The organism is Burkholderia sp. R-40 (genome assembly GCF_049942845.1).
GTDB classification, from domain to species: domain Bacteria; phylum Pseudomonadota; class Gammaproteobacteria; order Burkholderiales; family Burkholderiaceae; genus Burkholderia; species Burkholderia ambifaria.
In genome coordinates this window covers 994346-1019512 of record NZ_CP187969.1, presented here as the reverse complement: position 1 = coordinate 1019512, position 25167 = coordinate 994346, and the positions used below count along the sequence as shown (strand labels likewise).

Sequence of the window (25167 nt, the reverse complement as noted above, 5' to 3'; positions counted from 1 at the left end):
TCCACTTATCAAGGAGAACTGCAAATGGTCTATCTGCAAATTACGCTGAAGGTCGCCCAAGGCAATCGCGCTGCAGCTGCCGGTATTTATCAGAAATACAAGGCGCCGTTCCTCGAGACCATCGAGGGTGCGAAATCCAAGGAACTGTTGGTGCGAGACGACGATGTCCAGGTGCTGCACGGCTTCGATACCGAAGCGCATGCGAGCGCTTATCTGCAAAGCGAGTTGTTCAACGCCGACGTAGTGGGCGCCCTCAAACCGCTGCTCGATGCCGCACCCGATGTGCGCATTTACCAGACGGTGTAATTCCATGTCGCCGGGCCATGCCGACACCCGGCGTCTCAATTCTCAACAGGAGCAAAAGCCATGATGCAAGACTGGAATGCCTACCGCGACGACCTGCTGGAACGCGTGGGCGATTACGCGAAGCAGAGCCCCGAGGTCGTGCGCGGTCTGATGACAATCGACAACGCCGCCGCGAAGACCGGCCATCTGGAAGCGAAGATGCACGAGCTGATCGCGCTGGCCGTGGCCGTGACCACGCGTTGCGACGGCTGTATTTCGGTTCACACCAAGAAGGCCGTCGAGGCCGGTGCGTCGCTGGAGGAGATCTCCGAGGCGCTCGGCGTTGCGATCGCCCTCAATGCAGGTGCTGCGCTGACCTATTCGGCACGTGTCATCGAAACCTATCAGCAATTGCCCAACAAGTAAGCAATACGAAAATGTGCTGGCCGCTCGGCGATGAGACGGCCAGCCCACATTTTTCGATCCGATGTCTGGAAGAATCCATGCTAATCAACGCCGATTTCTCGCGCCGCGCGATCGTCACGCCACACGAATACCAATGGGTCGCGTCGCCCCAAGGGGGCGTCGAACGCGTCATGCTGGATCGTGTGGGCGCAGAGAAAGCGCGAGCAACGAGTATCGTACGTTACGCCCCAGGTTCACATTTCCCACGCCATCAGCACCCAGCCGGCGAGGAAATCCTCGTGCTCTCAGGCACTTTCTCTGACGAAGACGGCCACTATCCGGCCGGTTGGTATCTCCGTAATCCGCCCGGCTCCTGTCATCAGCCCTCGAGTCGTGACGGCGCCACGATCTTCGTCAAGCTACGTCAGATGCCGTTACATGAGGCGCGCCGTGTGCGCGTGGACACCCGTGATCCAGCCGCTTGGCGCAGGCAGAACGGCCGCGACGTCTGTCCACTGTTTGCCGGCGACACCGAACAAGTCTGCTTGCACCGCGTGGCGCCGAACGATGCTCTCGTCACGGCGCAGGGAGACGGTGCCGAACTACTCGTACTGACGGGTGCCGTGGTCGCAGAGAGCGAAATTTACGGTCGCGGCAGCTGGATCCGCGTTCCGGCCGACGACTCCCTCAACGTCGTCGCTGCTTCGCAGGGAGCCACTGTTTATCTCAAGACTGGTCTTCCGGTCGCCATCGGAGCGGAAGTATAGCCATGCAAACAGCTCGCATTGCCATCATCGGCGCAGGATTGAGCGGCCTTTATGCCGCCTGGTTGCTCGAGCGCCAGGGCATCCGGGACTACGTGCTGTTGGAAGCACGCGATACGCTCGGCGGCCGGATCGTCTCCGTCGCAGGCCCGGGACAGGCTTCAGCCGACGCCGGTTTCACTGCGGACGCGATCGACCGCTTCGACCTTGGGCCCACCTGGTTTTGGCCCGAGTATCAGCATGAGCTGCGACGCCTCGTCGACGCATTGGGCCTGGAACAGTTCGAACAGTTCGAAACGGGCGACATGATGGTGGAGCGCTCACCCGATGAGCCGCCGGTGCGCATGCGCGGCTATGTCAACTCGCCGGCCTCGATGCGCGTGATCGGCGGCATGAGCTCGCTAGTGGATCGCCTACGCCAGGCACTGGATCCCCAGCGGGTTATCACCGGCCAGTCGGTGAAGCGCATGCGCATCGTGGACGGAGATGTCGAGCTGAATAGTGAAGACGCTTCCGGCGGCTTCACGACGTGGCGCGTCACACAGGTATTGCTGGCGCTGCCGCCCCGCCTCGCCGAGAACACCATCGCGTTCGAGCCGGAGCTTCCACCCATGCTGGCCCGGCAATGGCGCGCTACGGCGACCTGGATGGCTCCCCACGCAAAGTACATCGCGATCTACGATACCCCGTTCTGGCGCGATCAGGGACTCTCCGGCGAAGCCCGCAGCGCGCGCGGGCCGTTGGGAGAGATTCACGACGCGTCGATGCCCGGCGGCAGCGCGGCACTGTTCGGCTTCTTCGGCGTGCCCGCCCAGGTTCGCCAGAACGTATCCGACGAAGTGCTGTGCATGCATAGCCGCGCGCAGTTCGTACGCCTGTTCGGCCCGGCGGCAGCCACGCCTCGCGCAGAATTCATCAAGGACTGGGCACAGGAACCCTATACGGCGACGTCCGCGGACCTCGTTGCTGCGAACGCGCATGCCACCGCCCCTGTCGCGACGGTTTCCTCCGGTCCATGGAGCGGGCGCCTGACCGGTATCGCCAGCGAATGGTCACCCCACTTTCCCGGCTATCTGGCCGGCGCGGTGGAGGCCGCCGGGTTAGGTGTGCAGGCGCTCGTTTCGCGCATTGCGACAGCAAACACTTCTTTGACGACCGCGTCTCACTGAGGAGATGATCATGGCGGAGCAACGTTTCGATTTTCACGGCGCGCACGGAGCCCTTCTGTCCGGCCGGCTCGAAAGCCCACAGACCACGCCCCGCGGTTGGGCGATTTTCGCTCACTGCTTCACGTGCGGTAAGGACAGCGTCGCTGCGGCACGCATTGCCCGAGCGCTTGCGTTGAGCGGAATCGGCGTGCTTCGTTTCGATTTCGCCGGTTTGGGCGGTAGCGAAGGCGAGTTCGCAAATTCCACTTTCGCGGCAGATGTCGATGATCTCGTGGCGGCCGGCCGCGCCATGACCGCCTCAGGCCGCGCGCCTTCCCTGCTGATCGGTCATAGCCTCGGAGGCGCGGCCGCGTTGGCCGCCGCGGCCGATATGCCCTCGGTGCAGGCTGTCGCAACGATCGGCGCACCTTCGAGCGTCGAACACGTTCTCGGGCTGTTCGGGCGCGATTCGCTCGCGCAAATCGAAGCTGACGGTGAAGCCGAGGTTCTGCTTGCCGGACGCCCGTTCACGTTCCGAAAGTCGTTTCTCGACGATGCGCGCCAACAGAAGCTGGAGGATCGCATTGCACGCATGCACAAGCCCTTGCTTGTGATGCATGCGCCCGGTGACCGCATTGTGGACATTCAGCATGCAACGCGAATCTTTGTCGCCGCGCACCAACCGAAGAGCTTCGTGTCGCTCGACGACGCCGACCATCTGCTGACTCGTCGGCCGGATTCGGACTACGTCGCGTCGGTGGTCGCGGCTTGGGCCGTACGCTACCTGCCCGCGGCAGCCGCCGATATACCCGATATTTCCGAGGGAGACGGCGTATTGGCCGAGGAAACGGGCAACGGGCTGTTTCAGTTGGCCATGCGCAGCGGAAAGCATCAGTTCCTGGCCGACGAACCGGAGTCCGTTGGCGGGATGGCAAGCGGACTATCGCCTTACGAGTTCGTCTGTGCGGCGCTCGCCGCATGTACGGTCATGACCATGCGCATGTACGCGCGCCGAAAAGGCATTCCGCTCGTGCGTGCATCTACCCGTGTGACGCATAGCAAGCGCCCCGATCAGACACCCGCCGACCTGTTCGCTCGGACGATCTCCCTCGAGGGGCCACTCGACGACGAGCAGCGGCAGAAACTCCTCGCAATTGCCGACCGGTGCCCCGTCGATTTGACGCTTGTTCGCGGCTCGGATGTCAGCACCACGCTCGAAATGGAAAGCGAGAAATTGGTGATCCAATCGAATGATTAGGACGTTCTCCTGACAATCTACTCATATCAACGAATTGACCATGAGATTAAAGGGTAAAACCGCGTTGATTACCGGGCCGCATGGGGGAGCCGATGGAAATTGCCCAGGCCGTGCTATTCCTTGCCAGCGATGATTCACGCTACATGATGGGCGCCGAAATCGTCGTCGATGGCGGATTCGCGCAGCTCTTAGAATTTGAGCGCACGGAGCACGCAGCTCGCGGGCCAGCTTCGAACCCGGCCCGAATGTCCGACTTCGATCGAGCATGGTCGACGCCCCACACCCGGCGTCTGGCCTTGCCGGTGCGCTAATGCCTTCATACCTTTCGACCACACTTGGAGCAACGATCATGAAAACCGTCTACCGTGCGATGCAAATAACGCGCCCCGGCTTCCTTGAACTCGTGGAACGTCCGACACCCACACCGGGCACCGGCGAAGTGCTGATCGAAGTAGAAGCCTGCGGCATCTGCGGCGCCGACGTCGGCGACGTCGAAGGAGCCAGTACGGAAGTACAACCTCCGCGTGTGCCCGGTCACGAGGTGGTCGGACGCATCGCCGCGCTCGGTGCGCATGTTCCCTCCATCTGGAAGGTAGGTCAGCGCGTGGGGGTTGGTCGCCTGGGCGGACATTGCAACGAATGTGTCCAGTGCCGAAAGGGACACTTTCAGCTCTGCCAGAATCAACCTTTCGTCGGCGCAACATGCGACGGTGGGTATGCCGAAATGATGCTGGCACGCGCCACCGGGCTAGTTTCTATTCCGGACGAACTCGATGCCGAGGAAGCGGCGCCGATTCTCTGCGCCGGCATCGCCACGTTCAACGCGCTGAAGAAGTGCGGTGCCGAAGCTGGCGACACGGTCGTCATCCTGGGTATCGGCGGCTTGGGACATATGGCGCTGCAATACGCGCGCCGCATGGGCTTCCGAGTCGTCGCTGTCGGACGAGGCAACGACATCGCCGATGACGCGCTCGCGCTCGGCGCACACATCTACATCGACACCGAGCAGGAAGATGCAGTGGCCAAGCTCGGCAGCATGGGCGGCGCGCAGGCCATTTTGACCACGATCGCTCATCCGGGCACCGTGTCGGCGCTGATGGCCGACCTGGCACCGCAAGGACGGTTGGTACTACTGGGTGCCGGCAAGGATCCGTTGCCCGTTTCGACCGGCCAAATGGTCGTGGGCGAGCGCAGCATGCTCGGCTCCATCACCGGCACGCCCTACGAAAATGAGTCGACGCTTGCGTTTAGCGTGCTCGCCGGAGTTCGACCGAAGATCGAGGTCATGCCGCTGGAACAGGCCAACGACGCATACCGGCGGATGAAATCGGGCGACGTCAAGTTTCGCATGGTCTTGACAACGAGTGCACACCGCAAGTGATTCCCGAATCAACAGAAAAAACGAGCAATGGCAACACTGATTCGATTGCCGGTTCGGCCCATATATCACGGTAGCGATCTTCTGGTCGAGATACTTGAAGACCATCGCACTGTCGACTTTCCAAACGTCGCTGCGATCCTGCAAGATGCTCTCCATTCTGTCCGAGTGCCGCATCCAGATGGCCTCGATGATCCACGAAGCGCACTAACTCAGGATCGCTATTTCAGCTATTGGAAATGTGCTCGCGGCTACTATGAAATAGACGACCATATCTGGAGACTATCCGTCACCGCCTCAATCAACAACTCGTCCCTAGTCGCGGACATCGAACTTGGCCACCGGGCTCCTTGCTACTAGCCCGGACCATCGCTGGCGGCCGCGAGAAGCGGCACGACCAGATCGCTGATCGGCGTCGCAATTCCGTGAGATCGTCCGCGTCGCTGCACCACGCCATTCCGGCAGTCCCATTCGAGCGGGCGGTTACCCTGCCGATCGGCAAGAATGGACGTCCCCAAATCGGGCGGGAATCGATGGAATCCGTCGACGATCTCCCGCGGCACTTCATCGCCCAGCTTCGCGCCCTCCGCACGGGCGACTTCGAGACATTCCCGCAGGTAGGCGAGCGACAGTTCGGTGATGTCGCTTCGCGAGAACATGCCGGCGCGGCGGCCAGTCAGCACCATGAGTCCCGCCACCGCGTTCTGCAACAGCTTTCGCCACGCGAGCGAGACGAAATCGTCCGCCACCTCGACCGGGCATCGCGTGCCCTGCAACGCCGAGACCACCACGTTGCTCGCCGGCGTATCGGGCACAGTAAGCCGCGGTTTGCCGCGCAGCCACACCGACGCATCCGATTCGCGTTGCGCCGGAAACCAGACGACCGATGGCACGATCGCCGCGCCGGCTGCATATGGCGCGAAGGCGGCTGTTTGCTCGACGCCATTTTGCAGCACGCAGACCACCGTCTTCGCATCGCATAGCGCCGGGATCCAGGGTGCCGCGCTCGCCACTTGCGTCGACTTGACCGCAATGAACACGAGATCGAACCTTTCGTTGACCGCTTGCGGATCGGTCCGCACGGGCCCGGGCACGACGATCTCGCCGCCATCGAAGCGCAGCGTCAACCGCTCGTGCGCCGAGCGGCCGCAGATCACCGGCGTGCGGCCAGCGTCATGAAGGGCTGCGGCAACGGTCGTTCCGATTGCGCCCGGACCGACAACGGCCACGGTCGGGTAGTCAGACTTCGTCATGGTGTTGATCCTGTCGTGTGATCTCCGAGATGCGGGCGCAGTGCGAGCACGAGCGGAAAAATTGCCAGAGCGGTAAACGCGGTGGCATACGTGGCGGCCTGCACACCGATCCTGTCGCCAAGGAAACCGTAGAGGACGGGCGATATCGCGCCCGATGCGATCGTTCCCGTGTAGAAAATCGCGAATGCGCGCTCCGTGCGCTCGGGCGGGGACATCTCCGGAACGGTTCCGTACAGCACGGACGACGTGCCGTTGAGCATCATGCCCAGAATCGGCAGCAGCACCATGGTAAGCGCCAACGGCAGATACATCACGCCGATGATGCACGCAGCCGTACCGCCTTCCGTGAGCAGCACCGTCCTGACCACACCCATACGCGCGCCAAGCCAGCCACAAAAGAATTTGCCGGCCGCCCCGCCAATGAAAACAAGCGCAAGGGCCGTTCCCAGCAATTGAGGCGAGATGCCTTTTGCGTTGAGCAGGAAAGGCAGAAAGGTAAGCAGTCCCATGCGTACGGCCGTATCGAGCACGCCGATGGAAAACAGCGCGTTGAATCCGCGCCCCTGGTTGCCCGTGCGTTGAGCGGACGCTTGCTCTTTTGCCGCCGTCTTTCCGGCGCCACTTGGCACGGCGGGAAACCAGAGCGCGATGCCGGCGGCAGCGACGCAGCCCAATCCAGCGACGACCCACAGCGCGTGACGCCACGGCATCATGGTCACGAGCAGCGAAATGGCTGCCGGCAGCGCGGATTTCCCCAGATCGCCAGAAAAGTTGTAGAGGCTCAGCGGGCCTCTCGCGTCACGCCCGTAGGTGCGGGAGATGGCGCCCGATGCGATCGGATGTTGCGTGCTGGATCCACCGCCCGATATCGCCAGCGCCACGCACAAACCGAGCAGGCCACCCGACATGCCGGCAATTGCATAGCCCAGCGCGGCGAGCAGCGTGCCGATCGCGAGGACGGCGCGACTGCCCAGGCGTTGCGCGAGACGTCCTGCCGGCAACTGCAGCACCGCCATCGTGCCGGCATAGAGGCCGCGCAGGATAGCCAGGGCCGCGAAGTCGAGCCCGAACTCGGACTGCCATACGGGCAGCAGCGCATAGATCATGTCCGTATAGCCATCGTGGATTGCGTGTGCAATGCAGGATAGCCATAGCACGCGCGGTCGTGATGGCACAGCGTCCCGCATGACGGGAGGGGAAAAAACCGGCAAGCGCATCGACGTTCTCTCTATACGAGTGGCTGATGGAAGCCACTCGTGGTGTGTTCTTCTGGTTCGACGCGTCAATTTTATGGCCGAGGTATCAGTCATATCAATTGAGCTAAAATCGCGTCAACGGAGAGAAAAAGTCACGTACGTCATGAGCGAAAGCCGAGGTGCTGCGAAGAATCGGGACGAGTTGCCGCCGCTCAATGCGCTGCGCGCTTTCGATGCGGTCGCGCGGCACGGCAGCTTCGCTGGCGCGGCGGCGGAACTGCATGTCACCCATTGGGCCGTGGGAAAACAAATCCGGCTGCTGGAGGACTGGTTCGGCCTGCCGTTGTTCGATCGTCGTCCGCGCGGCGTCGTGCTGACCGACGAAGGGGCCGTATTGCTGAACGACGTCAGCCACGCGTTCGAACACCTCGGTACCGCGGTTGTGCGGCTGCGCCACAATACCCTCGCGCACCGGATATCGGGCGTCGTGCGGGTCAATGTGCCGATGAGCTTCGCGTTTTGCTGGCTGCTGCCACGGCTTGCCGATTTCCATGCGCAGTATCCCGACATCGACGTCAGGGTGTCGACGACATCGCGCAAGCTGCGCTATGTCGCCGACGCTTTCGATATCGGTGTTCGCTCCGGTCCGGAACAGGGTGCGGGCGTCGTATCGCGCCCGTTGATGCCCGACCTGCGCGTGCCGGCCTGTAACCCCGCGTTGCTGCGCCAGCATCCGATACAGAGCGTGACCGATCTGCGCCATCACACGCTGCTGCATTCGGCCACGACGCGCTCAGCCTGGTCGCACTGGTTGCGGGAAGCGGGCGCCGCCGATCTGCGCGCGGCGCGCCATGTCGAATTCGATCATGTAAATCTTCAACTTGGCGCGGCCATCGAGGGGCTGGGCGTGGCGCTGGCGTCGCTGCCGTTGATCGGGCGCGATCTCGCCGAAGGCCGCCTCGTGTGCCCCATCGCGTCGCCTGTATGGCGCGCCGACGACTACACGCTGGTGACGAACGCCGATCGCGCCGACGATGCCGCGGTGTCCGCGTTCGAGCAATGGATGGAAGGCATGGCGAGCCAAGAGGCTGGATAGGCTCGCAGATCAGGGCAGGCGGCACACCTTCCGCCGGCGCGCCCGTTTGCGCTGCGGCAAGCGCGCAAGACGCCGCGCGACGCGATTCCACCTTGCCGCTTCATATTTCCGAATGCCTACGCAGTAGGAATCGTGCCCCCGTCTATCACATACTCCGTTCCGGTGATCGTGGCTGCGCGCGGAGAAGCCAGGAAGGCAATGAGGTTCGCCACCTCGATGGGTTGCGACGGCCGCCCTAGCGGAATGCCGCCCAGTGAATTCATGATGATCTTTTTCCCACCCTCGTAGTCGGTGCCCGCCTGCAAAGCAAGCCGCTCGGCCAGCGCCACGGATGCCTCGGTTTCAACCCACCCGGGCGCCACCCTAACGACACGAATGCCCTTCGGTGAAACCTCTTTCGACAGGCTCTTGCTGTATGTCGAGAGCGCGGCCTTTGCCGCCGCATAGGCGGTGGTCGATTCCGGCAACGGAAGTTCGCGTTGGATCGAGGTGATGTGAATGACGACGCCGGCACCCTGTGCCAACATGCCGGGCAACAATGCACGATCCAGCCGGACGGCAGGAAGCAGATTGAGGTTCAATTCTTGCCCCCAGTCGTCTTCACCCAATGCGGCGAACCCTCCACCAGGTGCCATCGAACCACCCGCGACGTGGACGATGATGTCCACGCCTCCAAAGTGGTCCGTGACGGCCCTTGCCACCGCGTCGCAGCCGTCGACTGTCGTCAAGTCTGCTGCGACGAAGACGTCAGCCGACGTATCGGTCGGCTGTCCTCTGGCCGTGGTGAGTACTTTCGCGCCGAGTTCGTGGAACAGGCCGACGACGGCCTTTCCGATCCCCTTGGTGCCTGCCGTCACCAACACGCGCTTGCCTTGCAATTCCAGGTTCATGGCCATCAACCGATCTCCAATGACTTGATCTTGTCGCCTTCCAGGCTGAACACATGATCGAGCTGGACAGGGCTACCCGGGAAGTTGCCCACGACATTGACCGCGACCGTCAGCCGACCGCCTTCCTGGGAAGCGCTGACAGGATCCGCGGTGTACTCGTATTTCTTACGCGCCTCCCGTCGCCAGGACTCGATCGCATCATGACCGTGGTGCGTCCGGCCTTCGTCAACGACGAACGCATCCTGCGAGAAGACACGCACGATGTGCGTAACGTCCTCGCCATTGGTGATCTTGAAGTACGCAGAGACTGGATCGGGTAGTGAAAGGGACATGGTTGCGTTCTCGCGATAGTTGGCTGTACTGGTATTTTCGCCATAGACTATCTATTCAACAAGAACGCACCGGAAAGTAAGTTACTGCGCTATGGGAAAGATATACACGCCCGCGACCGCCGCACTGGGAGTAGAGGAAGTTCTTCGACTGCTGGAAGGTCGATGGAAACTGATCATCCTTTTCCATTTGTTCGATGGAAAAGTACAACGCTACTCGGATCTCGAGAAGTTGATCCCCGGGATTTCCCAGAAGATGCTGGCCCAACAACTTCGGCAACTGGAATCCGATGGAATCGTGTCGCGAAAGCTGTATCCGCAAGTGCCGCCGAAGGTCGAGTACCGTCTAACGGATTGGGGGCAGGCTTTGTGTCCTGCTTTGGATGCGATGCTGAAATGGGCGGAAAAACGTGAAGCCATGGTTGTGGCGCCCGCTCCGGACGACAACATTGACGACTGATGAGTGGGTTAGCCGACAGAACGCTTCCGCGGCGGCGGCCCGCGTCGTCAAAAATCGCCGCTGGTAGACTGACTCACAGCGACCGCGGCCATCGCTCAACGCGGTCGATTTTCGGTGGATCTTCGCGCAGCGTTAGAATAGCGCCCCTTCTCATGGGAGACGACAATGTCCTGGTTCATTTACGAAGTGCCCGAATACCACGAAGACGCCGCGCGCATCGAGCCCTTTAGCGACCTGCGTAGCCGTGTGCTGAAAGTCAGTGGCCCGGCCATGGCCGACGAACTGGAAAGCGTTCGCGAGAACGCCGCGGCGACAGCGGACACACCCGAGCGCCCGCTGCGTACTCCGGAAAATCCGCATGTCTTTCCGATTCCTTACGCCGACTCCATGATCCTGGTCGGATTCATCTTCGATCTGAAACGCGAATTCCGGCAACTGGTCGTGTCGCCCGTGGAAATGCCCTGGCTGAAAGACGCGTAAAAGGCGGTCGGAACGGTAGCCGACGGGAGCGTTGTGCTTGTTCCGTGCAGCACTTCGAATTCGAGCTTGTGCGTCGCTCACGCATTGAACGCAGCGCCTTGCGGATGCCGATCTCGCGCCGGCCCCGCTCGCTGTCACGGCGCCCCCGCCGCGTACACCGTCTCCACGACGTCCCCCACGATTGCAATGATCGACACGAATCCGCCGACCGTCACGCACTCCGATTCCACGCAAACACGTCACGCCTCGTCTCGATACCCGTCCAGCCCAATTTCCCTCCGAACGCCGCTTCATCGCGGCAAAAATATGCCCCGCACGCGAGGTTGGATGCGCGTATGATGAATTTGCCCGAGTGCACGTAAGCGGCTTGACTGCTCACCCCGCCCCCGCCCCTCTCTCGCACGTGTCGTTGCCCCTTTCGCGTCACCCCGCCACGCGTTGGCGATCCGGTAAGAACGGGCTCATCCTCACGGTTCGTCGCCACGAGCGCCACCCGTTCGTGACGAGTTTTCGCCGCTCAGCGAACAAAAATTTTAAATCCAAAAAGGAAGGTGGCAATCATGAGCTGGTACTGCGATGTGGAGCACGAGCTGGCGAATATCAGGCGATCGATCGGATTACTTGAAAAGACGCAACATGCGTTCGTCAACCGATCGTCCGTCAATGATCCCGCGTACTGGCGAGTCAAGCTCAACAAGCTCCGCTTGCGATTCGAGCGCAACAAGGTGCTCGAACTCCAGATGGATGAGCTTTTTGCTCGCCTCCAGCGAATCCAGGATGCGAGCTTCCGCAAATAAGCGTTTGCCGAGCGCGTGCGGGAACTCGACAGTCGCGGCATCCACTCCGTATGACCCGGGAGCAACATCATGATTGACGCCAACCCGAACAGCACGTTTCGGCACCTGCCGCTCACACTCGAACAAGACACGGAAATTCGCCACTACATCAAGCGGCAAAGTCAAAAAGGCGAACCGTGGGACACGCCGGAGCTGGCGACGATGCTTCGGGACATGCTCGATCCGCCTCCGAACGACGACGAAGAGCCTGAGGCCGATATCGAAGAAACGAAATTGGCCTGCGAGTATGCATTGGCGTCGGTCGACGAAGCGATGGAATCCGTTTCCGCAAGCGAAGCGCGACAGGCAGTGATGGAAAGCGAGGAGATGAAGCGGCCGTGAATGTAGCGCGCCGCGATGGCCGAAGCAGCGGCGTTACCGTTCCTCAAGTTCAGCCAAATTGAGCGGCCAGCCATTCCTCCGCCCACTTCGTTGCATACGCAACTGCATCGTCACGCACATCGAAGCCGGCCAGATCGCCGCTGACGTGCACTTCTCTCTCGTCGCCGTCCTCCAGGATCGTGAGGATCCTCACGTGCGCGATGAATTCTCCGTCAGCCCTGCGCGGCGTCGGATCGATTCGGAACCGCGTCGAATTGATGAGCATTTGCCACCCCTCCGTGGCCGGTTGCCGCGAGCCGTGCTGCGGCAGAAGCCGCGCAGGAACGCGCGTCGGACCTTGAGCATTCAACCGTATCGCGGCATGAACGGGGAGCACGTGGCCAACCGTCATGTGTATTCACCGCGAACGCGAGCCCCGTACCGGTTGATCAACCTCAACGAGCAAGCAGAAGTTCAGTGCGCCCATCGGTGACCACGACGTTCGATCGCCGCCACGACAACACTGATCACATGGCGGGCAACACTCGCGTCGGTCATGCCTGCGTCGAGGTACTGGCGAACCTTCATGCTCTGCGATTGACGGGAGCCGTTCTCGTTGTCCATCACGAAAACGTTCGCACTCCCGGCATCAGCCATCAGCACAACGTGAATCGTCTTGCCGCACGCAATCGCTTGCATATTCAGGGTCACCATGGACGAGCCCGGTTTGAGTCATTGGGATCTCAAGTATGCTCGTCAACATCCAGTCGTATTCGCCTATAAACCCCTCCTTTCCGGTCGTTTCATCGGCGATTCGTACCCTGTGAGCACATTCGGCTTATATGCACGACTGCATCGGCTCGACATCGTGGTTCGTGCGGACGTTCATGCATGGAACGTCTCACGAGCCCCGTTTCCAACCGCCGCGCTAGGTCCGTCGGACATACCGCTCCGACACGACCGAGCGCTGCTGGATCCATGCGACGGCGAGTTCCAGTGCTTCATTGCGCGCCTCCTGCGCATCGGCGAAGTCCCCATCGACGCCGAGCGTGCGTGTTTCGCCGGCACGGTCGGTGACGATGGCCGATGCCGCGTAGCGGCCACCGCCGGTGGCGGTTACCACCGGCCGGACCTCGCAGCCGTGATACTCGATGACGTTGTCCGTTTGCATACGACACCTCCTGCAGTGCATCGCCTGAGCGCGGGCCACACGATGTCGGCTGTCGCTGCCGCAAGCCCGACGCGCGACGAAAAGCTAGTCGTTGAGATCGCGCAGTCCATCACTCAGCGCGTCCAGTAGCCGCCTCCCTGCTTCATCATCCGCCGTTGTCAGCGGTCTGCCGGCTGCGGCGTGGTGTGTCGCTCGGGTGCAGCGCATCGAGGAACGTTTTGCCCTTCTCGGTCAGGTATGCGCGGCGTGCGCCTGCGGCGCAATGTTCGAGCATCACCAGTTGGCGCTCCAACAGTGCGTCGAGCTCGGCGCGATTCATATCGATCTGGTCCGGCGCCTGGCGAACCAGCATCAAGGTCGCAAATTCGTGCGGGCTGAGCATTTTGGTCTCCCATAAGACATCGTCCCAATGCAGGGGCACGGTGCAGAAAAGCGACGCGTGGTGCAGGCCGTATGGAACGGCGCCGCCGCCATGCGCCGCGGCGCACTCGCGCGACGAAGCGCGCCGGCGAGCCGGTGTCGTCGAGACAGCCGGCGCCGATGGTGCGTGTCGCGCACGTTGGCGGTTTGCACACGTCGCTGATCGTCGGCACCCGGTTCTCAAGCGATCCATCGGTCGCTACACGGTCGAGCGCCGCCAGCGATCGCGGTGATCTCGACGCTGTCGTCGGTGCGGCCGATGTGGAGAAAAGAGTTCGTAGCGCATCGCGCGCAGGCGCGCGGGAAAGCCAGCCAGGACGCTGGCCATCTGCCGGTGCAGGCGGTCGAATTCGCCCAGCAGATTTGTGCTGAAGAAAAGATCGCTCATGACTGGCTCCTTGAAACCGGATGCCTCTCACGAAGAACGAACCGGACCACGCGCTCCAGTTCGCCCGTCCGTGGAAAAGCTCCGCCGACAAACAAATCGAAACACGCAGCGCTTATCGCGACTGCCTGAGCGATGCATAAAATAGCGCAAGCAACGGAAATTTCAAGAGGCCCTGCAACATGTCATCCGGGAGGCTTCATGGTCCTTTTCGATATGCTTCGGGAACAGATGGACAGCGTGCGCATGCCGCTCTTTGCCGTCACGGTCACGGCGGCCGCCGAGGTCAATACGCCGCTCTTCGCGATACTCCACTGGCATGGATTCCGGCGCGCGACACCGCTCGCGCTGCCCGGCGTCGAGATTCCGCCACGGCCGGTTCCGGGCTCGGCTTTCCAGATCGATGCACCCTGGCATAGCTTCGAGACCGTCGAAGCCATGCTGCTCGATGCCGCGTGGCAATCCGGCGCATGGGATGTCGAGCGCGTCGAGCGGCGCGGCTGCAACGTGATCGGCGCCAGCGCTGCCGAGGCGCTCGCGTGCCGTCAGGCGTTCGGCGACTATGGCGAGAACGCGGCCGACCCCACGCAGCTTCTCGTTGACGAAACCGATCGCGACGCGCTGATGCAGCTTGCCGCGCGCCGAGGCTACGTGCGCTGGCTGTTCCGGCCCGTCAAGGGCGGCGTGTGGCGCACGCTCGACGAGCCGGACGACACGCTCGACGCCGATGGCGGACGCGAGCCGCCCTGCCCCGTGCCGCCTGTGCCGCGTCGCGCGAATGGACGCGGCCGCACGGTTTACCGCCTCGGTACGGTCCGTCGTATCCTGCTGCCACGCTGAAACAATTTGTTACAAAGAAGCTTTTTGACGCATCTTGAAGGGCGCGATGGGCGCCTCTATTTCGCATTCCGCCAGACAGTGGTGCGGCTGCCCGGCGGCGACTCTTACATGTGAGGACGCCCGGCAACCGGATTCCTTTTTCGTGAACCTTCAATCGCTCAGGAGATGAGAATGCAGATTCGTCCCCTCTACGACCGGGTTATCGTCAAGCGAATCGAGACGCAGCGGACGACGGCCTCGGGCATCGTGATCCCCGACTCGGCCGCGGAAAAGCCCGAACAGGGTGAAGTCGTCGCGGTCGGCAGCGGCCGGCTGCTGCAGGATGGAACGCTGCGCGCGCTCCAGGTGAAAGTCGGTGACCAGGTTCTCTTCGGCAAATACGCAGGCCAGACCGTCAAGGTCGATGGCGACGAACTCCTCGTCATGCGCGAGGAAGACGTGATGGGCGTCCTCGAGTCCGATACCGGCGCGTCCCGCAAGGCCGCCTGAGATCCTGAGCCGGTCGCGAACGCCCGACGGGCCGTTCGCGCCGCATTGAGTCAACGACTACTATCCGGAGCAACAACATGAGTGCAAAAGACATCAAATTCCATGACAGCGCCCGCGCCCGCATCGTCAAGGGCGTGAACGTGCTCGCCGATGCCGTGAAAGTGACGCTCGGGCCGAAAGGCCGCAACGTGGTGATCGAGCGCAGCTTCGGCGCCCCCACCATCACGAAGGACGGCGTGTCGGTCGCGAAGGAAATCGAGCTGAAGGACCGCTTCGAAAACATGGGCGCGCAGATCGTCAAGGAAGTCGCTTCCAAGACCAGCGACAACGCCGGCGACGGCACGACGACAGCCACCGTGCTCGCGCAGGCGATCGTGCAGGAAGGCATGAAGCACGTGGCCGCCGGCATGAATCCGATGGACCTCAAGCGCGGCATCGACAAGGCCGTGGCCGCCGTGCTCGACGAGCTGCGCAAACTGTCAGCAAGCCGTGCACCACGAACAAGGAAATCGCGCAGGTGGGTTCGATCTCGGCGAACGCCGACGAGGCGATCGGCAAGATCATCGCCGACGCAATGGAGAAGGTCGGCAAGGAAGGCGTCATCACGGTCGAGGACGGCAAGTCGCTCGAGAACGAGCTGGACGTGGTTGAAGGGATGCAGTTCGACCGCGGCTACGTCAGCCCCTACTTCATCAACAACCCGGAAAAGCAAGCCGCGTATCTCGACAACCCGTTCGTGCTGCTGCACGACAAGAAGGTTTCGAACATCCGTGATCTGCTGCCGGTGCTCGAGCCAACCGCGAAGGCTGGCCGTCCGCTGCTGATCATCGCTGAAGACATCGACGGCGAAGCGCTCGCAACGCTGGTCGTCAACAACATGCGCGGCATCCTGAAGACGTCGCGGTCAAGGCACCGGGCTTCGGCGATCGTCGCAAGGCAATGCTGGAAGACATCGCGATCCTGACCGGCGCGACCGTCATCGCGGAAGAAACCGGCAAGCCACTCCAGAAGGCAACGCTCGCAGAACTCGGCCAGTGCGAAGCGCATCGAGGTCGGCAAGGAAAACACGACGATCATCGACGGCGCAGGCGAAGCCGCGAGCATCGAGGCGCGCGTGAAGCAAGTGCGCGCGCAAATCGAAGAAGCGACGTCGGACTACGACCGTGAAAAGCTGCAAGAGCGCGTGGCCAAGCTGGCCGGCGGCGTGGCAGTGATCAAGGTCGGCGCTGCGACCGAAGTCGAAATGAAGGAAAAGAAGGCACGTGTCGAAGACGCACTGCACGCAACGCGCGCAGCTGTGGAAGAAGGCATCGTGGCAGGCGGCGGCGTTGCGCTGATCCGCGCTCGCACGGCAATCGCCAGCCTGACCGGCGCGAACGCCGACCAGAACGCCGGCATCAAGATCGTGCTGCGCGCGCTCGAAGAGCCGCTGCGTCAGATCGTCACGAACGCCGGCGACGAAGCCAGCCGTCGTCGTCGCGAAGTTGCTCGCAGGCCAGGGCAACTACGGCTACAACGCAGCAACCGGCGAGTACGTCGACCTGGTCGAGGCCGGTGTCGTCGATCCAACCAAGGTCACGCGTACGGCACTGCAGAACGCCGCATCGATTGCCGGGCTGATTCTGACGACGGATGCAACGGTTGCCGATGCGCCGAAGGACGAAAAGCCTGCGCAGGCACCCGCACCGGAGCTCGAGTACTGACCTGCGGGTCTTGCACGCGCCGGCTGACAGTCGCGGCCGGCGCAACGCGTTCGGCGCCGCAAGTCGTTCCCGTCATGCGGCGCCGCTTTTTGTGGTGGAAGCGGCCATGAAACTGAAGCTGAACATCGATTCGAAACCGCTGGACGTCGATATCGACGACGTCGTGGCTGGACTGCTGGCGGTCCGTCTGGATTTGCCCGCCAACGCCGATCACCAGGACGCGATCACCCGTTATCTCAGCGAGAAGGGCGCGCCCTGGATACTCGACGAGGAACACATGCGTCGGCGCATCCTGCGCCGACTGATTCTGGATATCGCCGATCCTGCACTCGTGATTCGTCATCTGATGGCGGACGAGTGAACCGGGCGCGTCGGTTCCGACGCGCGGTGCGTTACATCAGCCGATATCGATCGTGCGGCTCGCGAACTTGGCCGGCTCCGATTTCGGCACGGTCAGCGTGAGGACGCCGTTGTCGAACTTTGCCAACGTGTGCTCGGGGTCGGCGTTTTCCGGCATCGGGATGGTGCGCGTGAAGCTTCCATGCGCGCGCTCCAGCCGGTAGCAGCCGTTTTCCTCACTGTGCACGTCCTGCCTTTTCTCGCCGCGCAGCACGATTGCCCCATCCTCGACGCTCACCTTCAGATCGTCGCGCTCCATGCCGGGCAGTTCGGCGGTCACGCGCAGCACCGGCCCTTCGTCGACGACGTCGATGCGCGGCTGGAAACGCGATGAACTGAAGTCGCCGAACCAACGCTCGAGCGCGCCGCGGCCGGCAAACGGGTCATGAAAGAAGTCCTCCATCGCACCCCACGATTCGCGCGAGAACAGGCGCGAAATGTCGGGCCACGACGCGCGCCATTGCTCGCTGGCCGACGCGTTTTCCGGGCCTTCCGCATCGGACTTGCGGGCAGCGCCGCGAAGAAACTTGAAGGGGTTCCATTTTTTCGGATCGGTGTTCATGGCGTGCTCCGATTCAGCTTCAATCTGGTTTGAGCCGCGGGCAGCGCAGCGGGTACCGAGCGAGGCACCCCGTGCTGCACCGCGGCAGCCGACGCATCAGCTGGTCTTGATTTCGATGCGTCGTGGACGCGCTTCGTCGCGGCGCGGGATCGTCAGCTTCAGCACGCCATCCTGGAGGCTCGCCTCGATCCTGGACGTGTCGAAGTCGGCCGACAGCGTGAACGTGCGGGCGAAATGCGGCTCACGGATCTCGGCATGCTGCACCCGCAGGTTTTGCGGCGTCGGCACCATTGCCTCGGCCTCGATCAGCAGGCTGCTGTCGTGAACCTTGACGTCGAGCTTGTCCTTCGTGACGCCGGGCAAATCGGCCCACAGCGTGACGCCCTGGCTGTCCTCGTAGACGTCGACGGCCGGCACGAGTGTCATGCGGCGCACCGGCTGTTCGGTTCCGCGACGGGCGACGGCAGAGGAATCCCGTTCCGCCAGTTGGGTAGTGTCTTTCATGATCGGCTCCTCGTATTACTGGACGGTGATGGCGCGCGGCTTGGACGATTCGCGCTTGCCGATGCTGATCGACAGACAGCCGTTTTCGTAGCGCGCCTGAACCTTGTCGGGATCGGCGGTTTCGGGCAGCTCGATGACGCGCCGGAACATCCCGCTAAAGCGCTCCTGCGCATAGGTGCGCCGCTCGCTGTCCGTGTCGGGCTGGGACGATTTGCGCTCGCCGCTGATGGTCAGCAGCCCCTTGTCGATCGACACGTCGAACGCGCCGGCCTCGACGCCGGGCGCGAACGCGACGATCTCGATCGAATCGTCTGTCGCGCCGATATTGACCTGCGGGAACGTGCCGAAACGGCTTGCGCGGATGCTGGACGGGAAACCGCCGAAGAGTTGCGCCATCTGCTGCTGCAGGCGGTCGAACTCGCTGAAGAGGTCGGTTCCGAAGTAGAGATCGCTCATGATCACATCCTCCTCGATGCAGCATGGAGGCGAACGGGCCTACGCGCTCCAGTTCGCCTGCCACCTTGCTGGCAAACAAATCGAAACACGCAGCGCGCGGAGTGAAGCGGCCCGCGCGTCTGCCTGAGCGAAACTTAAGATAGGTATTTTGCGGAAAATTTCAAGGGGATGGTGGGCCGTTTTTTGCATACGGATTTTTGCTGCGGCGCCCGCGCGCGTCGGGCCCGCACCCTTTCTTCCGACCATTATCCGTGCCAGATCTCAGCGGGCATTCGATCGCATCGATGAGTCCGTACCCAAAGCGGAGAAACCTCAGCCCCAGCTCGAATTCAACATGACGCTGCACAGATCGACTCGGACGAATCCCGGATCCTTGTGCGCAAGGAAGTCATCGTTGAAGGTGCCGAACGTCGTGCCCGGGCGATGCTTCATGCCGTCGTAGAACGCATCGATCATCTTGTTGGCAAAATCGGCGCCGCGCGGATAGGCGTCGACCACCGCGGCGCGTTGTTCGTCGGTGAACTGCTCGAAGCCGCGCCCTGCCACGTCCATCCCCGCGCCGGCTTGTACCAGCGCGATTTCTCCATGCATGTGCTCCGGAATGCCCGGCGTCGTGTGGAGCGCCACCGCTGTCCACACCCTCTCGATGTCTGCCTCGCCGATGCGATGGCTTCGCAGGAAATCGCGCGCCGCATTGGCGCCGTCCACTTCGAAGCGAAGCTGGCTTTCGTGATAGATCGACGTCAACCCGATGTCATGAAACATGGCCGCCACGTAGAGCAACTCGCGATCGAACGCGATGTTGTTTCGTGCGCCGAGCAGCGCACCCCACAGGTAGACGCGAGTCGAGTGATTGAACAGCAAATCGCCCTCGGTATCGCGAATGAGTTGCGCGACCTCGCGGGCCAGCTGGCTGTCCGGGATCACGGCGTTGATCGATCCATTCGTCTGCACGGTATCTTCCTTCATCTGTTCGCTCGTTTTCGTGTGGCTCGCGTGCCCATCGCGTAGGATTCGGGCCGGGACCGATTGGCTGGGTCCACGGAGAAAAGCTACGCTTCTCCCGGGGCATGAAACAGTCCCAAGATCGACACATTCGAATGCACCATCGACACATGACGACGCTTTCCATTGGCCTGGATCACTCCAGACGCACGTCGCTGTCCGCGCAAATCTACAGCGCGATCCGCGACGCGATCGAGTCCGGCAAGCTTGCTTCGGGCGCGCGGCTGCCTTCCTGGTCGGATCTGGCCGCCCAGCTCGGCGTATCGCGGGGCACCGTACGCGCCGCTTACGAGCGTCTGATCGACGAGCAATTCGCGATCGGCCTCGGGGCGGCCGGCACGCGGGTAGCGGAGCGTCCCGCCGTGCCGATCGCGGCCGGCTGGTCGCCGGAAGCGCCGCCCCTGCCGGATCTGTTCGACGCGTTCGGCGCGACGCCTCGCGCGTTTCAAATGGGCGTGCCGTCACAGGACGCGTTTCCGTTCAAGCTATGGTCGCGGATCCTGGCACGTGCGGCGCGCCGGGCCTCCGCGGCGCCGGTCGGCTACCCCGATCCGCGCGGCGAGCCGGACTTGCGCCGGGAAATCGCCGCCTATCTGGGTGTCGCCCGCGGTCTTCGTTGCAGTCCGTCGCAGGTCTTCGTCACGGCCGGTTTCTCAGGCGCACTGAGCCTCGCGATTCGCGGGCTCGGAATGGAAGGCCGGCAAGCATGGATCGAAGACCCCGGCTTTCCGCTCACGCGCACCGCGCTCGGGCTGGCAGGCATGACCGTGACGGCCGTGCCGGTGGACGCCGACGGCCTCGATGTGGAGGCAGGCATCCGGCAGGCGAAGGAAGCGGCGCTTGCCGTGGTCACGCCCGGCCAGCAGGCGCCGCTCGGGATGACGATGTCGCTCCCCCGGCGGATTGCCCTGCTCGCCTGGGCCCGAGAAAACGATGCGTGGATCGTCGAAGACGACTATCTGAGCGAGCTGCAGCTGAGCGGCCGGGCAGCGCCCGCGCTTGCGTCGATCGATCAGGACGGACGGGTTCTGCACGTCGGCAGTTTCAGCAAGACGATCAGCCCGGCGCTGCGTCTCGGCTTTCTCGTGGTGCCGCCGGACATGACGCGCCGCTTCGGCGATATCGCGGCATGCCTCGCGCCCGCGCCGGCGGCGTGCATCCAGCATGCTGTCACCGAGTTCATGCATGACGGGCACTATCTTCGCCATTTACGTCGTATGAAACGTCTCTACGCATCGCATCGGGAGGCTCTGCTTAGTTGTCTGAAGGAACTGGGCTCGAACGCGATCAAGATTCAGGCGACTGCCGGCATGGCCGTGGTGACGACGCTGCCCGCGGAGGTGTCGGATGTCGATATCGCGTTGCGGGCACGCGCGTTCGGGCTGGCTCCGGTCCCGCTTTCGCCGTGGTACACGGGCACGTCGCGGCCACAGGGCCTGCTGCTCGGCGTGACGAACCTGACCGAACGAACCCTTGCCGCCGACTGTGCGCGCCTGCTGGAGCTCGTTCGCGCGGGCACCTGACGGCGCGGCAAGCGCGGCGCCGCCATTGCGTCTTGGTACAACTAAAATGTTCATTCCTGGTGCTTTCGGGTGTCCGCGTCCCACACCACAATGGGCGAACATCAACGAGCCAGACGACCATGAACCTTCAGTCCTTTGCAGTTGCCGCCTGCACCAGCATCGCCTTGTGCATCGCGGTGCCGGCCGCGGCACACGGCGCCGGTGAAACCGTCACGCCGAACTTCCAGCATGCGATTCCCAACATTCCCGGCAAGTCGCTGACCGCCGTCGTCGTCGACTACGCACCCGGCGCCGCATCGCCGGCGCACCGGCATGCGGGCTCGGCTTTCATCTATGCGTACGTCGTGTCGGGCGACATCGAGTCTCAGGTGAACGACGGCCCGAAGCGCGTCTATCACGCCGGAGAAAGCTTCTTCGAGGAGCCCGGCGCCGTTCATCGCGTGAGCCGCAATGCGAGCGAATCGCGGCCCGCCAGGTTGCTCGCGGTATTCGTCGCGGACAGCAACGACACGGTCCTGACCACCCCGGTCAAGTAAATCCCCTTCATCAAGGAGTTACGTCATGAGCAAGCGTCTCGATTACAACCAGATTGCGCCCGCGGGCGTGAAGGCCCTCGGTGGCGTGTATGGTTATGTGATGCAGAGCGGGCTGTCGCCGGTTCTCGTCGACCTCATCTACCTTCGCGTGTCGCAGATCAATAACTGCGCGTACTGCCTCGACATGCATACGCGCGACCTGGTGAAGAAAGGCGTGAAGGTGGAAAAGCTGGCGCTGGTGCAGGCATGGCGGGAAGCCGGGAATCTGTTCGACGAACGCGAGCGTGCCGCGCTGGCATGGGCCGAGTCGGTCACGCTGGTCGCGGCGACCGGTGTACCGGACGACGCCTACGAGGCGGCGCGCGCCGTATTCGATGAACGCGAGATCGTCGACCTCACGATTGCAGTCAGCCTGATGAACACCTACAACCGTATGGCGATCAGCTTCCGCAATACGCCGCAGGCCGTGCTGGAGCAGTAATGTTGGCGGCACTGTAAAGGCCGATAGTCGATAGTCGCAGGATGCCCGTCATCCTGCCGCTCTCTCTACAACAATGACAATTGGCCCGACGCGGTTGCGCGAGCGTCGTGTTCGCTTTCCTGTGCCGGTGGGCCCGGGCGGTCCGCGGACTGCATGTTTCCATTGCGCGCCGCATTCCCACCGCCCGGCTGATACTTGCGCGCCCACGCGATGCCAAGCACATCGGACGAGAACACAACACCCGGCGCAATCTGAACAAGCTCGCTCATTGGCGGCGCTTCCTAGGCGGACTGAATGTCGAAGTGAGCAGCGGCATAGCGCGCACTGCAATTCCACACTTCAGCGGCATTCCGTGTGAAGGTGGCCCATCCATTCTCGACGATCAACTCGGCGTCCGGAAATACGTCGCCGTGTCCCATCGCCCTGGCCGCAAAGATCGTCCGCTCGCGGCACGTCGCCCGGTATTTTCCATCGGGGAGTGTTGACGGCATCTGACTCAACCGTCGACTCCCTTCACTGCTCGATCAAAAACCGGTCACGGTTCTTCGCGCCTGCAATCCAATGCGGCGGCTTGCCGCGCCCGCTCCACGTCGCGCCCGTTTTCGGATCGCGATACTTCGGTGCGACCGGCGCGCGGGCGGCGCCCGACGAAGCGGCACGACGTCGCCCGAAAAGTTGGTCGGGCGTGATGCCATATTCGGCAATCTGCTCACGCATCGTCGCGATAAGGCTTTCCAGTTCGGCGAGCCGCGCTGCTTCCGCTTTCTGTGCCAGCGCTTCTGCCTGTGCTTTGAGTTCGAGGTAGGTAGCCATGGATATGAAAGGATTCCTTGAAATGTGGGAAGTGGCTCAACAGCCCTTTATGTCGTCGCGAAAGGCCGTCGACTACACCGTCGGCATTATATTCGCGACATTGACGACAATCGATAGCGATCGATTTCCGCAGTATGCACTATCGTCTTTATATAAATCAAACTGAAACCGGAAACGGCGTCGTAGTTTTATAGGAATATCCGTTTTCGCGCCGCGCAAGCGATCGGGTCGCGGTGTCCACGGCCGGAGATTTGCGACGACTGCGACGGAACGGATTACGATGACGACGCGTGAATTGGGCCGGTTCTAGGTCATTCAGCGGCGGATGGGAGACGCAAGCCGTGGCGTGCAACGCAACGGCTTGAATTGACCATGCGGCATGGCTCGCCGGCTGATGGGCCGGCTGCCGGAATGCGGACTTCAAGATTTCGTATCGGGACAGTGCGCACACCCCATGACTGCCCCAAGCCGAGAAGCCGGGAAGCCGCTTATTCGCGCGATCGTGCTTTCGTCGCGCACCTCCGCATCAAGGTGCGGCGATCAGCGCCTGGATCAGATTGGCGGCCATCGGGCGCCCGAGGCCGGTCACGTAGTCGTATCCGGTGGTCGCGGTGCAAAGCGTGCCGCACGCGCCGTTCGAGCCGCTGACAATGTCGCGGAAGTTCGTCGCGGAGGCGCTCGACGCAAGCCCGTACAGCACGGTGTGGATCGCGCCCACTGCATTCAACGTCGTCTTGCCGCGCGCGACGCGCACGCTGTTCGCGATCGCGATCAGCGCGGACCATTGCGGTGCGCCCGCACTCGTGCCGCCGACGACGAACCAGCCGCGCTGCCCCGCGTAGCCGTACGAATCGTAGACCGCGAAGCCGGACGCCGGGTCGGCGTGATAGGCGACATCGGGCACGCCGCGCAGCCCGAGGCTATCCGACGGTATTCCGAGGTTCGACTGATACATCGGCTCCGGCTCGATGGCGCTCTGTCCGCCGCCGCTGCCCGCCCACGCCGTTTCACCGGCATAGGCGCCGCCCGCATCGGTCGCGATCGACGTGCCGCCGACGCTAAGCACATACGGCGACGCGGCCGGATAGTCGATCCCATTGCCGCCGTCACCGGACCCGGCGACGAACGACACGCCGTTCGCACTGGCGAACTGTCCATCGAATTGCGTTTCGGCCAGGAATTCGGGGGTGCCCCAGCTGATCGACACGACCTTCGCGCCGGGGCCGTCGGGAGCCGGCGTCGTCGCGAGCGCGATCGCGCTCATCAGGTCGTCGAGCGAACTCGATGCGGCTTCGACCAGCACGATCCGCGCATTCGGTGCGATCGCGTGCGCCCACTGCACGTCGAGCGAGCTCTCGAGCGCCCACAGCGCGTCGGGCGGCGGCGGACGCTTGTCGGGAGTCGCGTACACCTTCGTGAAGCAGCGCGGGGACGCGCACGGCGGCAGGCCGAACGTACTGCTGAACGATCGCAGGTCCGCTTCGACGTTCGGGTTGTCGTACGCATCGACGATCGCGATGACCTGATCGTCGCCGCCGTAACCACGCGCCGGCAATTGATCGAACCCGTAGAAACTGCGGATCCGCTGCGGCGACAGCCCGACCGGGTTCCGTTTCGCGGGCCCGTGCAGATGGAGCGGCGGCCGCGCGAACGCGTGCGGGGCCCGCGGCGCGTGCTGCGCGAACGACACACCGAACGTGAGCGCGACGCTCGCCGAGACGAGCGTGCGCAGCGCACGCATGAACGAAGCTCGTTTCATGGTGTTTCCCGGTTGGCAGGCA

General features: G+C 62.8%; 34 protein-coding genes and 1 pseudogene. 20 read left to right on the top strand and 15 right to left on the bottom strand.

Going from position 1 to position 25167, the window contains the following annotated elements:
• Positions 1–24: 24 nt before the first annotated feature.
• The 7 genes from ACP26O_RS33265 to ACP26O_RS33235 all read left to right on the top strand — a co-directional run bounded on the left by ACP26O_RS33265 (position 25) and on the right by ACP26O_RS33235 (position 5241).
• Entirely contained in the window at positions 25–306 is a 282-nt protein-coding gene (locus ACP26O_RS33265; protein WP_012372478.1) for a hypothetical protein, read from the top strand.
• A gap of 60 nt (positions 307–366) precedes the next feature.
• Positions 367–711 carry a carboxymuconolactone decarboxylase family protein gene (locus ACP26O_RS33260; RefSeq protein ID WP_175666265.1) on the top strand — a complete coding sequence of 115 codons (345 nt, stop codon included), beginning with the start codon at positions 367–369 and terminating at the stop codon, positions 709–711.
• Positions 712–788: 77 nt separating this feature from the next.
• Complete coding sequence (locus tag ACP26O_RS33255; RefSeq protein WP_175666266.1) at positions 789–1457, top strand: cupin domain-containing protein; 669 nt, start codon at positions 789–791, stop codon at positions 1455–1457.
• Between the two features lie 2 nt (positions 1458–1459).
• Complete coding sequence (locus tag ACP26O_RS33250; protein WP_175666267.1) at positions 1460–2623, top strand: flavin monoamine oxidase family protein; 1164 nt, start codon at positions 1460–1462, stop codon at positions 2621–2623.
• A gap of 10 nt (positions 2624–2633) precedes the next feature.
• A complete protein-coding gene (locus ACP26O_RS33245) occupies positions 2634–3860 on the top strand; it encodes a bifunctional alpha/beta hydrolase/OsmC family protein (protein WP_175666268.1) in 1227 nt (408 codons plus the stop codon).
• Positions 3861–3952: 92 nt separating this feature from the next.
• Positions 3953–4171: an SDR family oxidoreductase gene (locus ACP26O_RS33240; protein ID WP_426284601.1), complete on the top strand. Its 219-nt coding sequence runs from the start codon at positions 3953–3955 to the stop codon at positions 4169–4171.
• A 38-nt stretch (positions 4172–4209) separates the two neighbouring features.
• Positions 4210–5241 (top strand): alcohol dehydrogenase, encoded by a 1032-nt coding sequence (locus tag ACP26O_RS33235; protein WP_175666269.1) that lies wholly within the window; start codon positions 4210–4212, stop codon positions 5239–5241.
• 353 nt (positions 5242–5594) lie between these two features.
• Here ACP26O_RS33235 and ACP26O_RS33230 read toward each other — a convergent pair whose 3' ends face one another.
• Complete coding sequence (locus tag ACP26O_RS33230; RefSeq protein ID WP_175666299.1) at positions 5595–6491, bottom strand: oxidoreductase; 897 nt, start codon at positions 6489–6491, stop codon at positions 5595–5597.
• On the bottom strand, positions 6488–7708 hold the full coding sequence (locus tag ACP26O_RS33225) for an MFS transporter (protein ID WP_175666270.1): 1221 nt from the start codon (positions 7706–7708) through the stop codon (positions 6488–6490). Before ACP26O_RS33225 ends, ACP26O_RS33230 begins: the two co-directional genes overlap by 4 nt.
• A 142-nt stretch (positions 7709–7850) precedes the next feature.
• Here ACP26O_RS33225 and gcvA point away from each other — a divergent pair, with 142 nt between their 5' ends.
• On the top strand, positions 7851–8783 hold the full coding sequence (gene gcvA, locus ACP26O_RS33220; protein ID WP_175666271.1) for a transcriptional regulator GcvA: 933 nt from the start codon (positions 7851–7853) through the stop codon (positions 8781–8783).
• 116 nt (positions 8784–8899) lie between these two features.
• Here gcvA and ACP26O_RS33215 read toward each other — a convergent pair whose 3' ends face one another.
• Positions 8900–9679: an SDR family oxidoreductase gene (locus ACP26O_RS33215; RefSeq protein ID WP_175666272.1), complete on the bottom strand. Its 780-nt coding sequence runs from the start codon at positions 9677–9679 to the stop codon at positions 8900–8902.
• Entirely contained in the window at positions 9679–10005 is a 327-nt protein-coding gene (locus tag ACP26O_RS33210) for a nuclear transport factor 2 family protein (protein WP_175666273.1), read from the bottom strand. Before ACP26O_RS33210 ends, ACP26O_RS33215 begins: the two co-directional genes overlap by 1 nt.
• A 91-nt stretch (positions 10006–10096) precedes the next feature.
• On the opposite strand from ACP26O_RS33210, the gene ACP26O_RS33205 reads away from it, so the two are divergent.
• The 4 genes from ACP26O_RS33205 to ACP26O_RS33190 all read left to right on the top strand — a co-directional run bounded on the left by ACP26O_RS33205 (position 10097) and on the right by ACP26O_RS33190 (position 12120).
• The gene (locus tag ACP26O_RS33205) at positions 10097–10462 is read left to right on the top strand and encodes a winged helix-turn-helix transcriptional regulator (protein ID WP_175666274.1); all 366 of its coding nucleotides are present in this window, start codon (positions 10097–10099) and stop codon (positions 10460–10462) included.
• Positions 10463–10627: 165 nt separating this feature from the next.
• On the top strand, positions 10628–10942 hold the full coding sequence (locus ACP26O_RS33200; RefSeq protein WP_011661271.1) for a hypothetical protein: 315 nt from the start codon (positions 10628–10630) through the stop codon (positions 10940–10942).
• A 560-nt stretch (positions 10943–11502) separates the two neighbouring features.
• Entirely contained in the window at positions 11503–11739 is a 237-nt protein-coding gene (locus ACP26O_RS33195) for a hypothetical protein (protein ID WP_011661270.1), read from the top strand.
• A gap of 69 nt (positions 11740–11808) precedes the next feature.
• The gene (locus ACP26O_RS33190; protein ID WP_175666275.1) at positions 11809–12120 is read left to right on the top strand and encodes a hypothetical protein; all 312 of its coding nucleotides are present in this window, start codon (positions 11809–11811) and stop codon (positions 12118–12120) included.
• Positions 12121–12169: 49 nt separating this feature from the next.
• Here the strand turns inward: ACP26O_RS33190 and ACP26O_RS33185 are convergent, their stop codons facing one another.
• From ACP26O_RS33185 to ACP26O_RS33165, 5 genes are all read right to left on the bottom strand, one after another.
• Complete coding sequence (locus tag ACP26O_RS33185) at positions 12170–12385, bottom strand: hypothetical protein (protein WP_126224671.1); 216 nt, start codon at positions 12383–12385, stop codon at positions 12170–12172.
• Between the two features lie 188 nt (positions 12386–12573).
• Entirely contained in the window at positions 12574–12813 is a 240-nt protein-coding gene (locus ACP26O_RS33180) for a hypothetical protein (protein ID WP_011661267.1), read from the bottom strand.
• A 214-nt stretch (positions 12814–13027) separates the two neighbouring features.
• The gene (locus ACP26O_RS33175; RefSeq protein ID WP_012372434.1) at positions 13028–13270 is read right to left on the bottom strand and encodes a hypothetical protein; all 243 of its coding nucleotides are present in this window, start codon (positions 13268–13270) and stop codon (positions 13028–13030) included.
• Positions 13271–13415: 145 nt separating this feature from the next.
• A complete protein-coding gene (locus ACP26O_RS33170; RefSeq protein ID WP_006751139.1) occupies positions 13416–13652 on the bottom strand; it encodes a hypothetical protein in 237 nt (78 codons plus the stop codon).
• A 237-nt stretch (positions 13653–13889) separates the two neighbouring features.
• Positions 13890–14078 carry a hypothetical protein gene (locus ACP26O_RS33165; RefSeq protein WP_244096857.1) on the bottom strand — a complete coding sequence of 63 codons (189 nt, stop codon included), beginning with the start codon at positions 14076–14078 and terminating at the stop codon, positions 13890–13892.
• A 198-nt stretch (positions 14079–14276) separates the two neighbouring features.
• Between ACP26O_RS33165 and ACP26O_RS33160 the strand changes: the two genes are divergently transcribed.
• The 4 genes and pseudogenes from ACP26O_RS33160 to ACP26O_RS33145 all read left to right on the top strand — a co-directional run bounded on the left by ACP26O_RS33160 (position 14277) and on the right by ACP26O_RS33145 (position 17468).
• On the top strand, positions 14277–14915 hold the full coding sequence (locus ACP26O_RS33160; RefSeq protein WP_175666276.1) for a diguanylate cyclase: 639 nt from the start codon (positions 14277–14279) through the stop codon (positions 14913–14915).
• Positions 14916–15086: 171 nt separating this feature from the next.
• Positions 15087–15404, top strand: a complete 318-nt coding sequence (locus ACP26O_RS33155; protein ID WP_006759515.1) for a co-chaperone GroES — start codon at positions 15087–15089, stop codon at positions 15402–15404.
• A 77-nt stretch (positions 15405–15481) separates the two neighbouring features.
• Positions 15482–17107: pseudogene (groL, locus tag ACP26O_RS33150) on the top strand (chaperonin GroEL).
• A 106-nt stretch (positions 17108–17213) separates the two neighbouring features.
• Positions 17214–17468: a hypothetical protein gene (locus tag ACP26O_RS33145; RefSeq protein ID WP_012372428.1), complete on the top strand. Its 255-nt coding sequence runs from the start codon at positions 17214–17216 to the stop codon at positions 17466–17468.
• 36 nt (positions 17469–17504) lie between these two features.
• Here ACP26O_RS33145 and ACP26O_RS33140 read toward each other — a convergent pair whose 3' ends face one another.
• The 4 genes from ACP26O_RS33140 to ACP26O_RS33125 form a co-directional block, all read right to left on the bottom strand.
• Positions 17505–18068: an Hsp20/alpha crystallin family protein gene (locus tag ACP26O_RS33140; RefSeq protein ID WP_105831525.1), complete on the bottom strand. Its 564-nt coding sequence runs from the start codon at positions 18066–18068 to the stop codon at positions 17505–17507.
• Positions 18069–18164: 96 nt separating this feature from the next.
• Complete coding sequence (locus ACP26O_RS33135; RefSeq protein ID WP_105831526.1) at positions 18165–18572, bottom strand: Hsp20/alpha crystallin family protein; 408 nt, start codon at positions 18570–18572, stop codon at positions 18165–18167.
• A 15-nt stretch (positions 18573–18587) separates the two neighbouring features.
• Complete coding sequence (locus ACP26O_RS33130) at positions 18588–19028, bottom strand: Hsp20/alpha crystallin family protein (protein WP_006751146.1); 441 nt, start codon at positions 19026–19028, stop codon at positions 18588–18590.
• Between the two features lie 312 nt (positions 19029–19340).
• Positions 19341–19997: an HD domain-containing protein gene (locus ACP26O_RS33125; protein ID WP_175666278.1), complete on the bottom strand. Its 657-nt coding sequence runs from the start codon at positions 19995–19997 to the stop codon at positions 19341–19343.
• Positions 19998–20143: 146 nt separating this feature from the next.
• Between ACP26O_RS33125 and ACP26O_RS33120 the strand changes: the two genes are divergently transcribed.
• The 4 genes from ACP26O_RS33120 to ACP26O_RS33105 all read left to right on the top strand — a co-directional run bounded on the left by ACP26O_RS33120 (position 20144) and on the right by ACP26O_RS33105 (position 23058).
• Positions 20144–21556 (top strand): PLP-dependent aminotransferase family protein, encoded by a 1413-nt coding sequence (locus tag ACP26O_RS33120; protein WP_175666279.1) that lies wholly within the window; start codon positions 20144–20146, stop codon positions 21554–21556.
• A gap of 119 nt (positions 21557–21675) precedes the next feature.
• A complete protein-coding gene (locus tag ACP26O_RS33115) occupies positions 21676–22092 on the top strand; it encodes a cupin domain-containing protein (protein ID WP_175662129.1) in 417 nt (138 codons plus the stop codon).
• Between the two features lie 25 nt (positions 22093–22117).
• Positions 22118–22573: a carboxymuconolactone decarboxylase family protein gene (locus ACP26O_RS33110; RefSeq protein ID WP_175666280.1), complete on the top strand. Its 456-nt coding sequence runs from the start codon at positions 22118–22120 to the stop codon at positions 22571–22573.
• Between the two features lie 107 nt (positions 22574–22680).
• Positions 22681–23058 (top strand): hypothetical protein, encoded by a 378-nt coding sequence (locus ACP26O_RS33105; protein ID WP_175666281.1) that lies wholly within the window; start codon positions 22681–22683, stop codon positions 23056–23058.
• 28 nt (positions 23059–23086) lie between these two features.
• On the opposite strand, the gene ACP26O_RS33100 is transcribed toward ACP26O_RS33105, so the two are convergent.
• On the bottom strand, positions 23087–23386 hold the full coding sequence (locus tag ACP26O_RS33100) for an H-NS family nucleoid-associated regulatory protein (RefSeq protein ID WP_175666282.1): 300 nt from the start codon (positions 23384–23386) through the stop codon (positions 23087–23089).
• A 526-nt stretch (positions 23387–23912) separates the two neighbouring features.
• A complete protein-coding gene (locus ACP26O_RS33095) occupies positions 23913–25145 on the bottom strand; it encodes a S53 family peptidase (RefSeq protein WP_175666283.1) in 1233 nt (410 codons plus the stop codon).
• Between the last annotated feature and the right edge of the window lie 22 nt (positions 25146–25167).

Excerpts from the sequence above, each read along its gene's own strand:
- ACP26O_RS33195 (WP_011661270.1), top strand. The coding sequence starts at position 11,503 with ATGAGCTGGTACTGCGATGTGGAGCACGAGCTGGCGAATATCAGGCGA.
- ACP26O_RS33160 (WP_175666276.1), top strand. The coding sequence starts at position 14,277 with ATGGTCCTTTTCGATATGCTTCGGGAACAGATGGACAGCGTGCGCATG.
- ACP26O_RS33125 (WP_175666278.1), bottom strand. The coding sequence starts at position 19,997 with ATGAAGGAAGATACCGTGCAGACGAATGGATCGATCAACGCCGTGATC.
- ACP26O_RS33095 (WP_175666283.1), bottom strand. The coding sequence starts at position 25,145 with ATGAAACGAGCTTCGTTCATGCGTGCGCTGCGCACGCTCGTCTCGGCG.
- ACP26O_RS33180 (WP_011661267.1), bottom strand. The coding sequence starts at position 12,813 with ATGGTGACCCTGAATATGCAAGCGATTGCGTGCGGCAAGACGATTCAC.
- ACP26O_RS33225 (WP_175666270.1), bottom strand. The coding sequence starts at position 7,708 with ATGCGCTTGCCGGTTTTTTCCCCTCCCGTCATGCGGGACGCTGTGCCA.
- ACP26O_RS33100 (WP_175666282.1), bottom strand. The coding sequence starts at position 23,386 with ATGGCTACCTACCTCGAACTCAAAGCACAGGCAGAAGCGCTGGCACAG.
- ACP26O_RS33130 (WP_006751146.1), bottom strand. The coding sequence starts at position 19,028 with ATGAGCGATCTCTACTTCGGAACCGACCTCTTCAGCGAGTTCGACCGC.
- ACP26O_RS33145 (WP_012372428.1), top strand. The coding sequence starts at position 17,214 with ATGAAACTGAAGCTGAACATCGATTCGAAACCGCTGGACGTCGATATC.
- gcvA (WP_175666271.1), top strand. The coding sequence starts at position 7,851 with ATGAGCGAAAGCCGAGGTGCTGCGAAGAATCGGGACGAGTTGCCGCCG.
- ACP26O_RS33210 (WP_175666273.1), bottom strand. The coding sequence starts at position 10,005 with ATGTCCCTTTCACTACCCGATCCAGTCTCTGCGTACTTCAAGATCACC.
- ACP26O_RS33140 (WP_105831525.1), bottom strand. The coding sequence starts at position 18,068 with ATGAACACCGATCCGAAAAAATGGAACCCCTTCAAGTTTCTTCGCGGC.
- ACP26O_RS33245 (WP_175666268.1), top strand. The coding sequence starts at position 2,634 with ATGGCGGAGCAACGTTTCGATTTTCACGGCGCGCACGGAGCCCTTCTG.
- ACP26O_RS33165 (WP_244096857.1), bottom strand. The coding sequence starts at position 14,078 with ATGAGCGATCTTTTCTTCAGCACAAATCTGCTGGGCGAATTCGACCGC.
- ACP26O_RS33215 (WP_175666272.1), bottom strand. The coding sequence starts at position 9,679 with ATGGCCATGAACCTGGAATTGCAAGGCAAGCGCGTGTTGGTGACGGCA.
- ACP26O_RS33250 (WP_175666267.1), top strand. The coding sequence starts at position 1,460 with ATGCAAACAGCTCGCATTGCCATCATCGGCGCAGGATTGAGCGGCCTT.
- ACP26O_RS33265 (WP_012372478.1), top strand. The coding sequence starts at position 25 with ATGGTCTATCTGCAAATTACGCTGAAGGTCGCCCAAGGCAATCGCGCT.
- ACP26O_RS33110 (WP_175666280.1), top strand. The coding sequence starts at position 22,118 with ATGAGCAAGCGTCTCGATTACAACCAGATTGCGCCCGCGGGCGTGAAG.
- ACP26O_RS33170 (WP_006751139.1), bottom strand. The coding sequence starts at position 13,652 with ATGCTCAGCCCGCACGAATTTGCGACCTTGATGCTGGTTCGCCAGGCG.
- ACP26O_RS33255 (WP_175666266.1), top strand. The coding sequence starts at position 789 with ATGCTAATCAACGCCGATTTCTCGCGCCGCGCGATCGTCACGCCACAC.
- ACP26O_RS33235 (WP_175666269.1), top strand. The coding sequence starts at position 4,210 with ATGAAAACCGTCTACCGTGCGATGCAAATAACGCGCCCCGGCTTCCTT.
- ACP26O_RS33200 (WP_011661271.1), top strand. The coding sequence starts at position 10,628 with ATGTCCTGGTTCATTTACGAAGTGCCCGAATACCACGAAGACGCCGCG.
- ACP26O_RS33240 (WP_426284601.1), top strand. The coding sequence starts at position 3,953 with ATGGAAATTGCCCAGGCCGTGCTATTCCTTGCCAGCGATGATTCACGC.
- ACP26O_RS33115 (WP_175662129.1), top strand. The coding sequence starts at position 21,676 with ATGAACCTTCAGTCCTTTGCAGTTGCCGCCTGCACCAGCATCGCCTTG.
- ACP26O_RS33155 (WP_006759515.1), top strand. The coding sequence starts at position 15,087 with ATGCAGATTCGTCCCCTCTACGACCGGGTTATCGTCAAGCGAATCGAG.
- ACP26O_RS33230 (WP_175666299.1), bottom strand. The coding sequence starts at position 6,491 with ATGACGAAGTCTGACTACCCGACCGTGGCCGTTGTCGGTCCGGGCGCA.
- ACP26O_RS33135 (WP_105831526.1), bottom strand. The coding sequence starts at position 18,572 with ATGAAAGACACTACCCAACTGGCGGAACGGGATTCCTCTGCCGTCGCC.
- ACP26O_RS33185 (WP_126224671.1), bottom strand. The coding sequence starts at position 12,385 with ATGCTCATCAATTCGACGCGGTTCCGAATCGATCCGACGCCGCGCAGG.
- ACP26O_RS33260 (WP_175666265.1), top strand. The coding sequence starts at position 367 with ATGATGCAAGACTGGAATGCCTACCGCGACGACCTGCTGGAACGCGTG.
- ACP26O_RS33175 (WP_012372434.1), bottom strand. The coding sequence starts at position 13,270 with ATGCAAACGGACAACGTCATCGAGTATCACGGCTGCGAGGTCCGGCCG.
- ACP26O_RS33190 (WP_175666275.1), top strand. The coding sequence starts at position 11,809 with ATGATTGACGCCAACCCGAACAGCACGTTTCGGCACCTGCCGCTCACA.
- ACP26O_RS33120 (WP_175666279.1), top strand. The coding sequence starts at position 20,144 with ATGACGACGCTTTCCATTGGCCTGGATCACTCCAGACGCACGTCGCTG.
- ACP26O_RS33205 (WP_175666274.1), top strand. The coding sequence starts at position 10,097 with ATGGGAAAGATATACACGCCCGCGACCGCCGCACTGGGAGTAGAGGAA.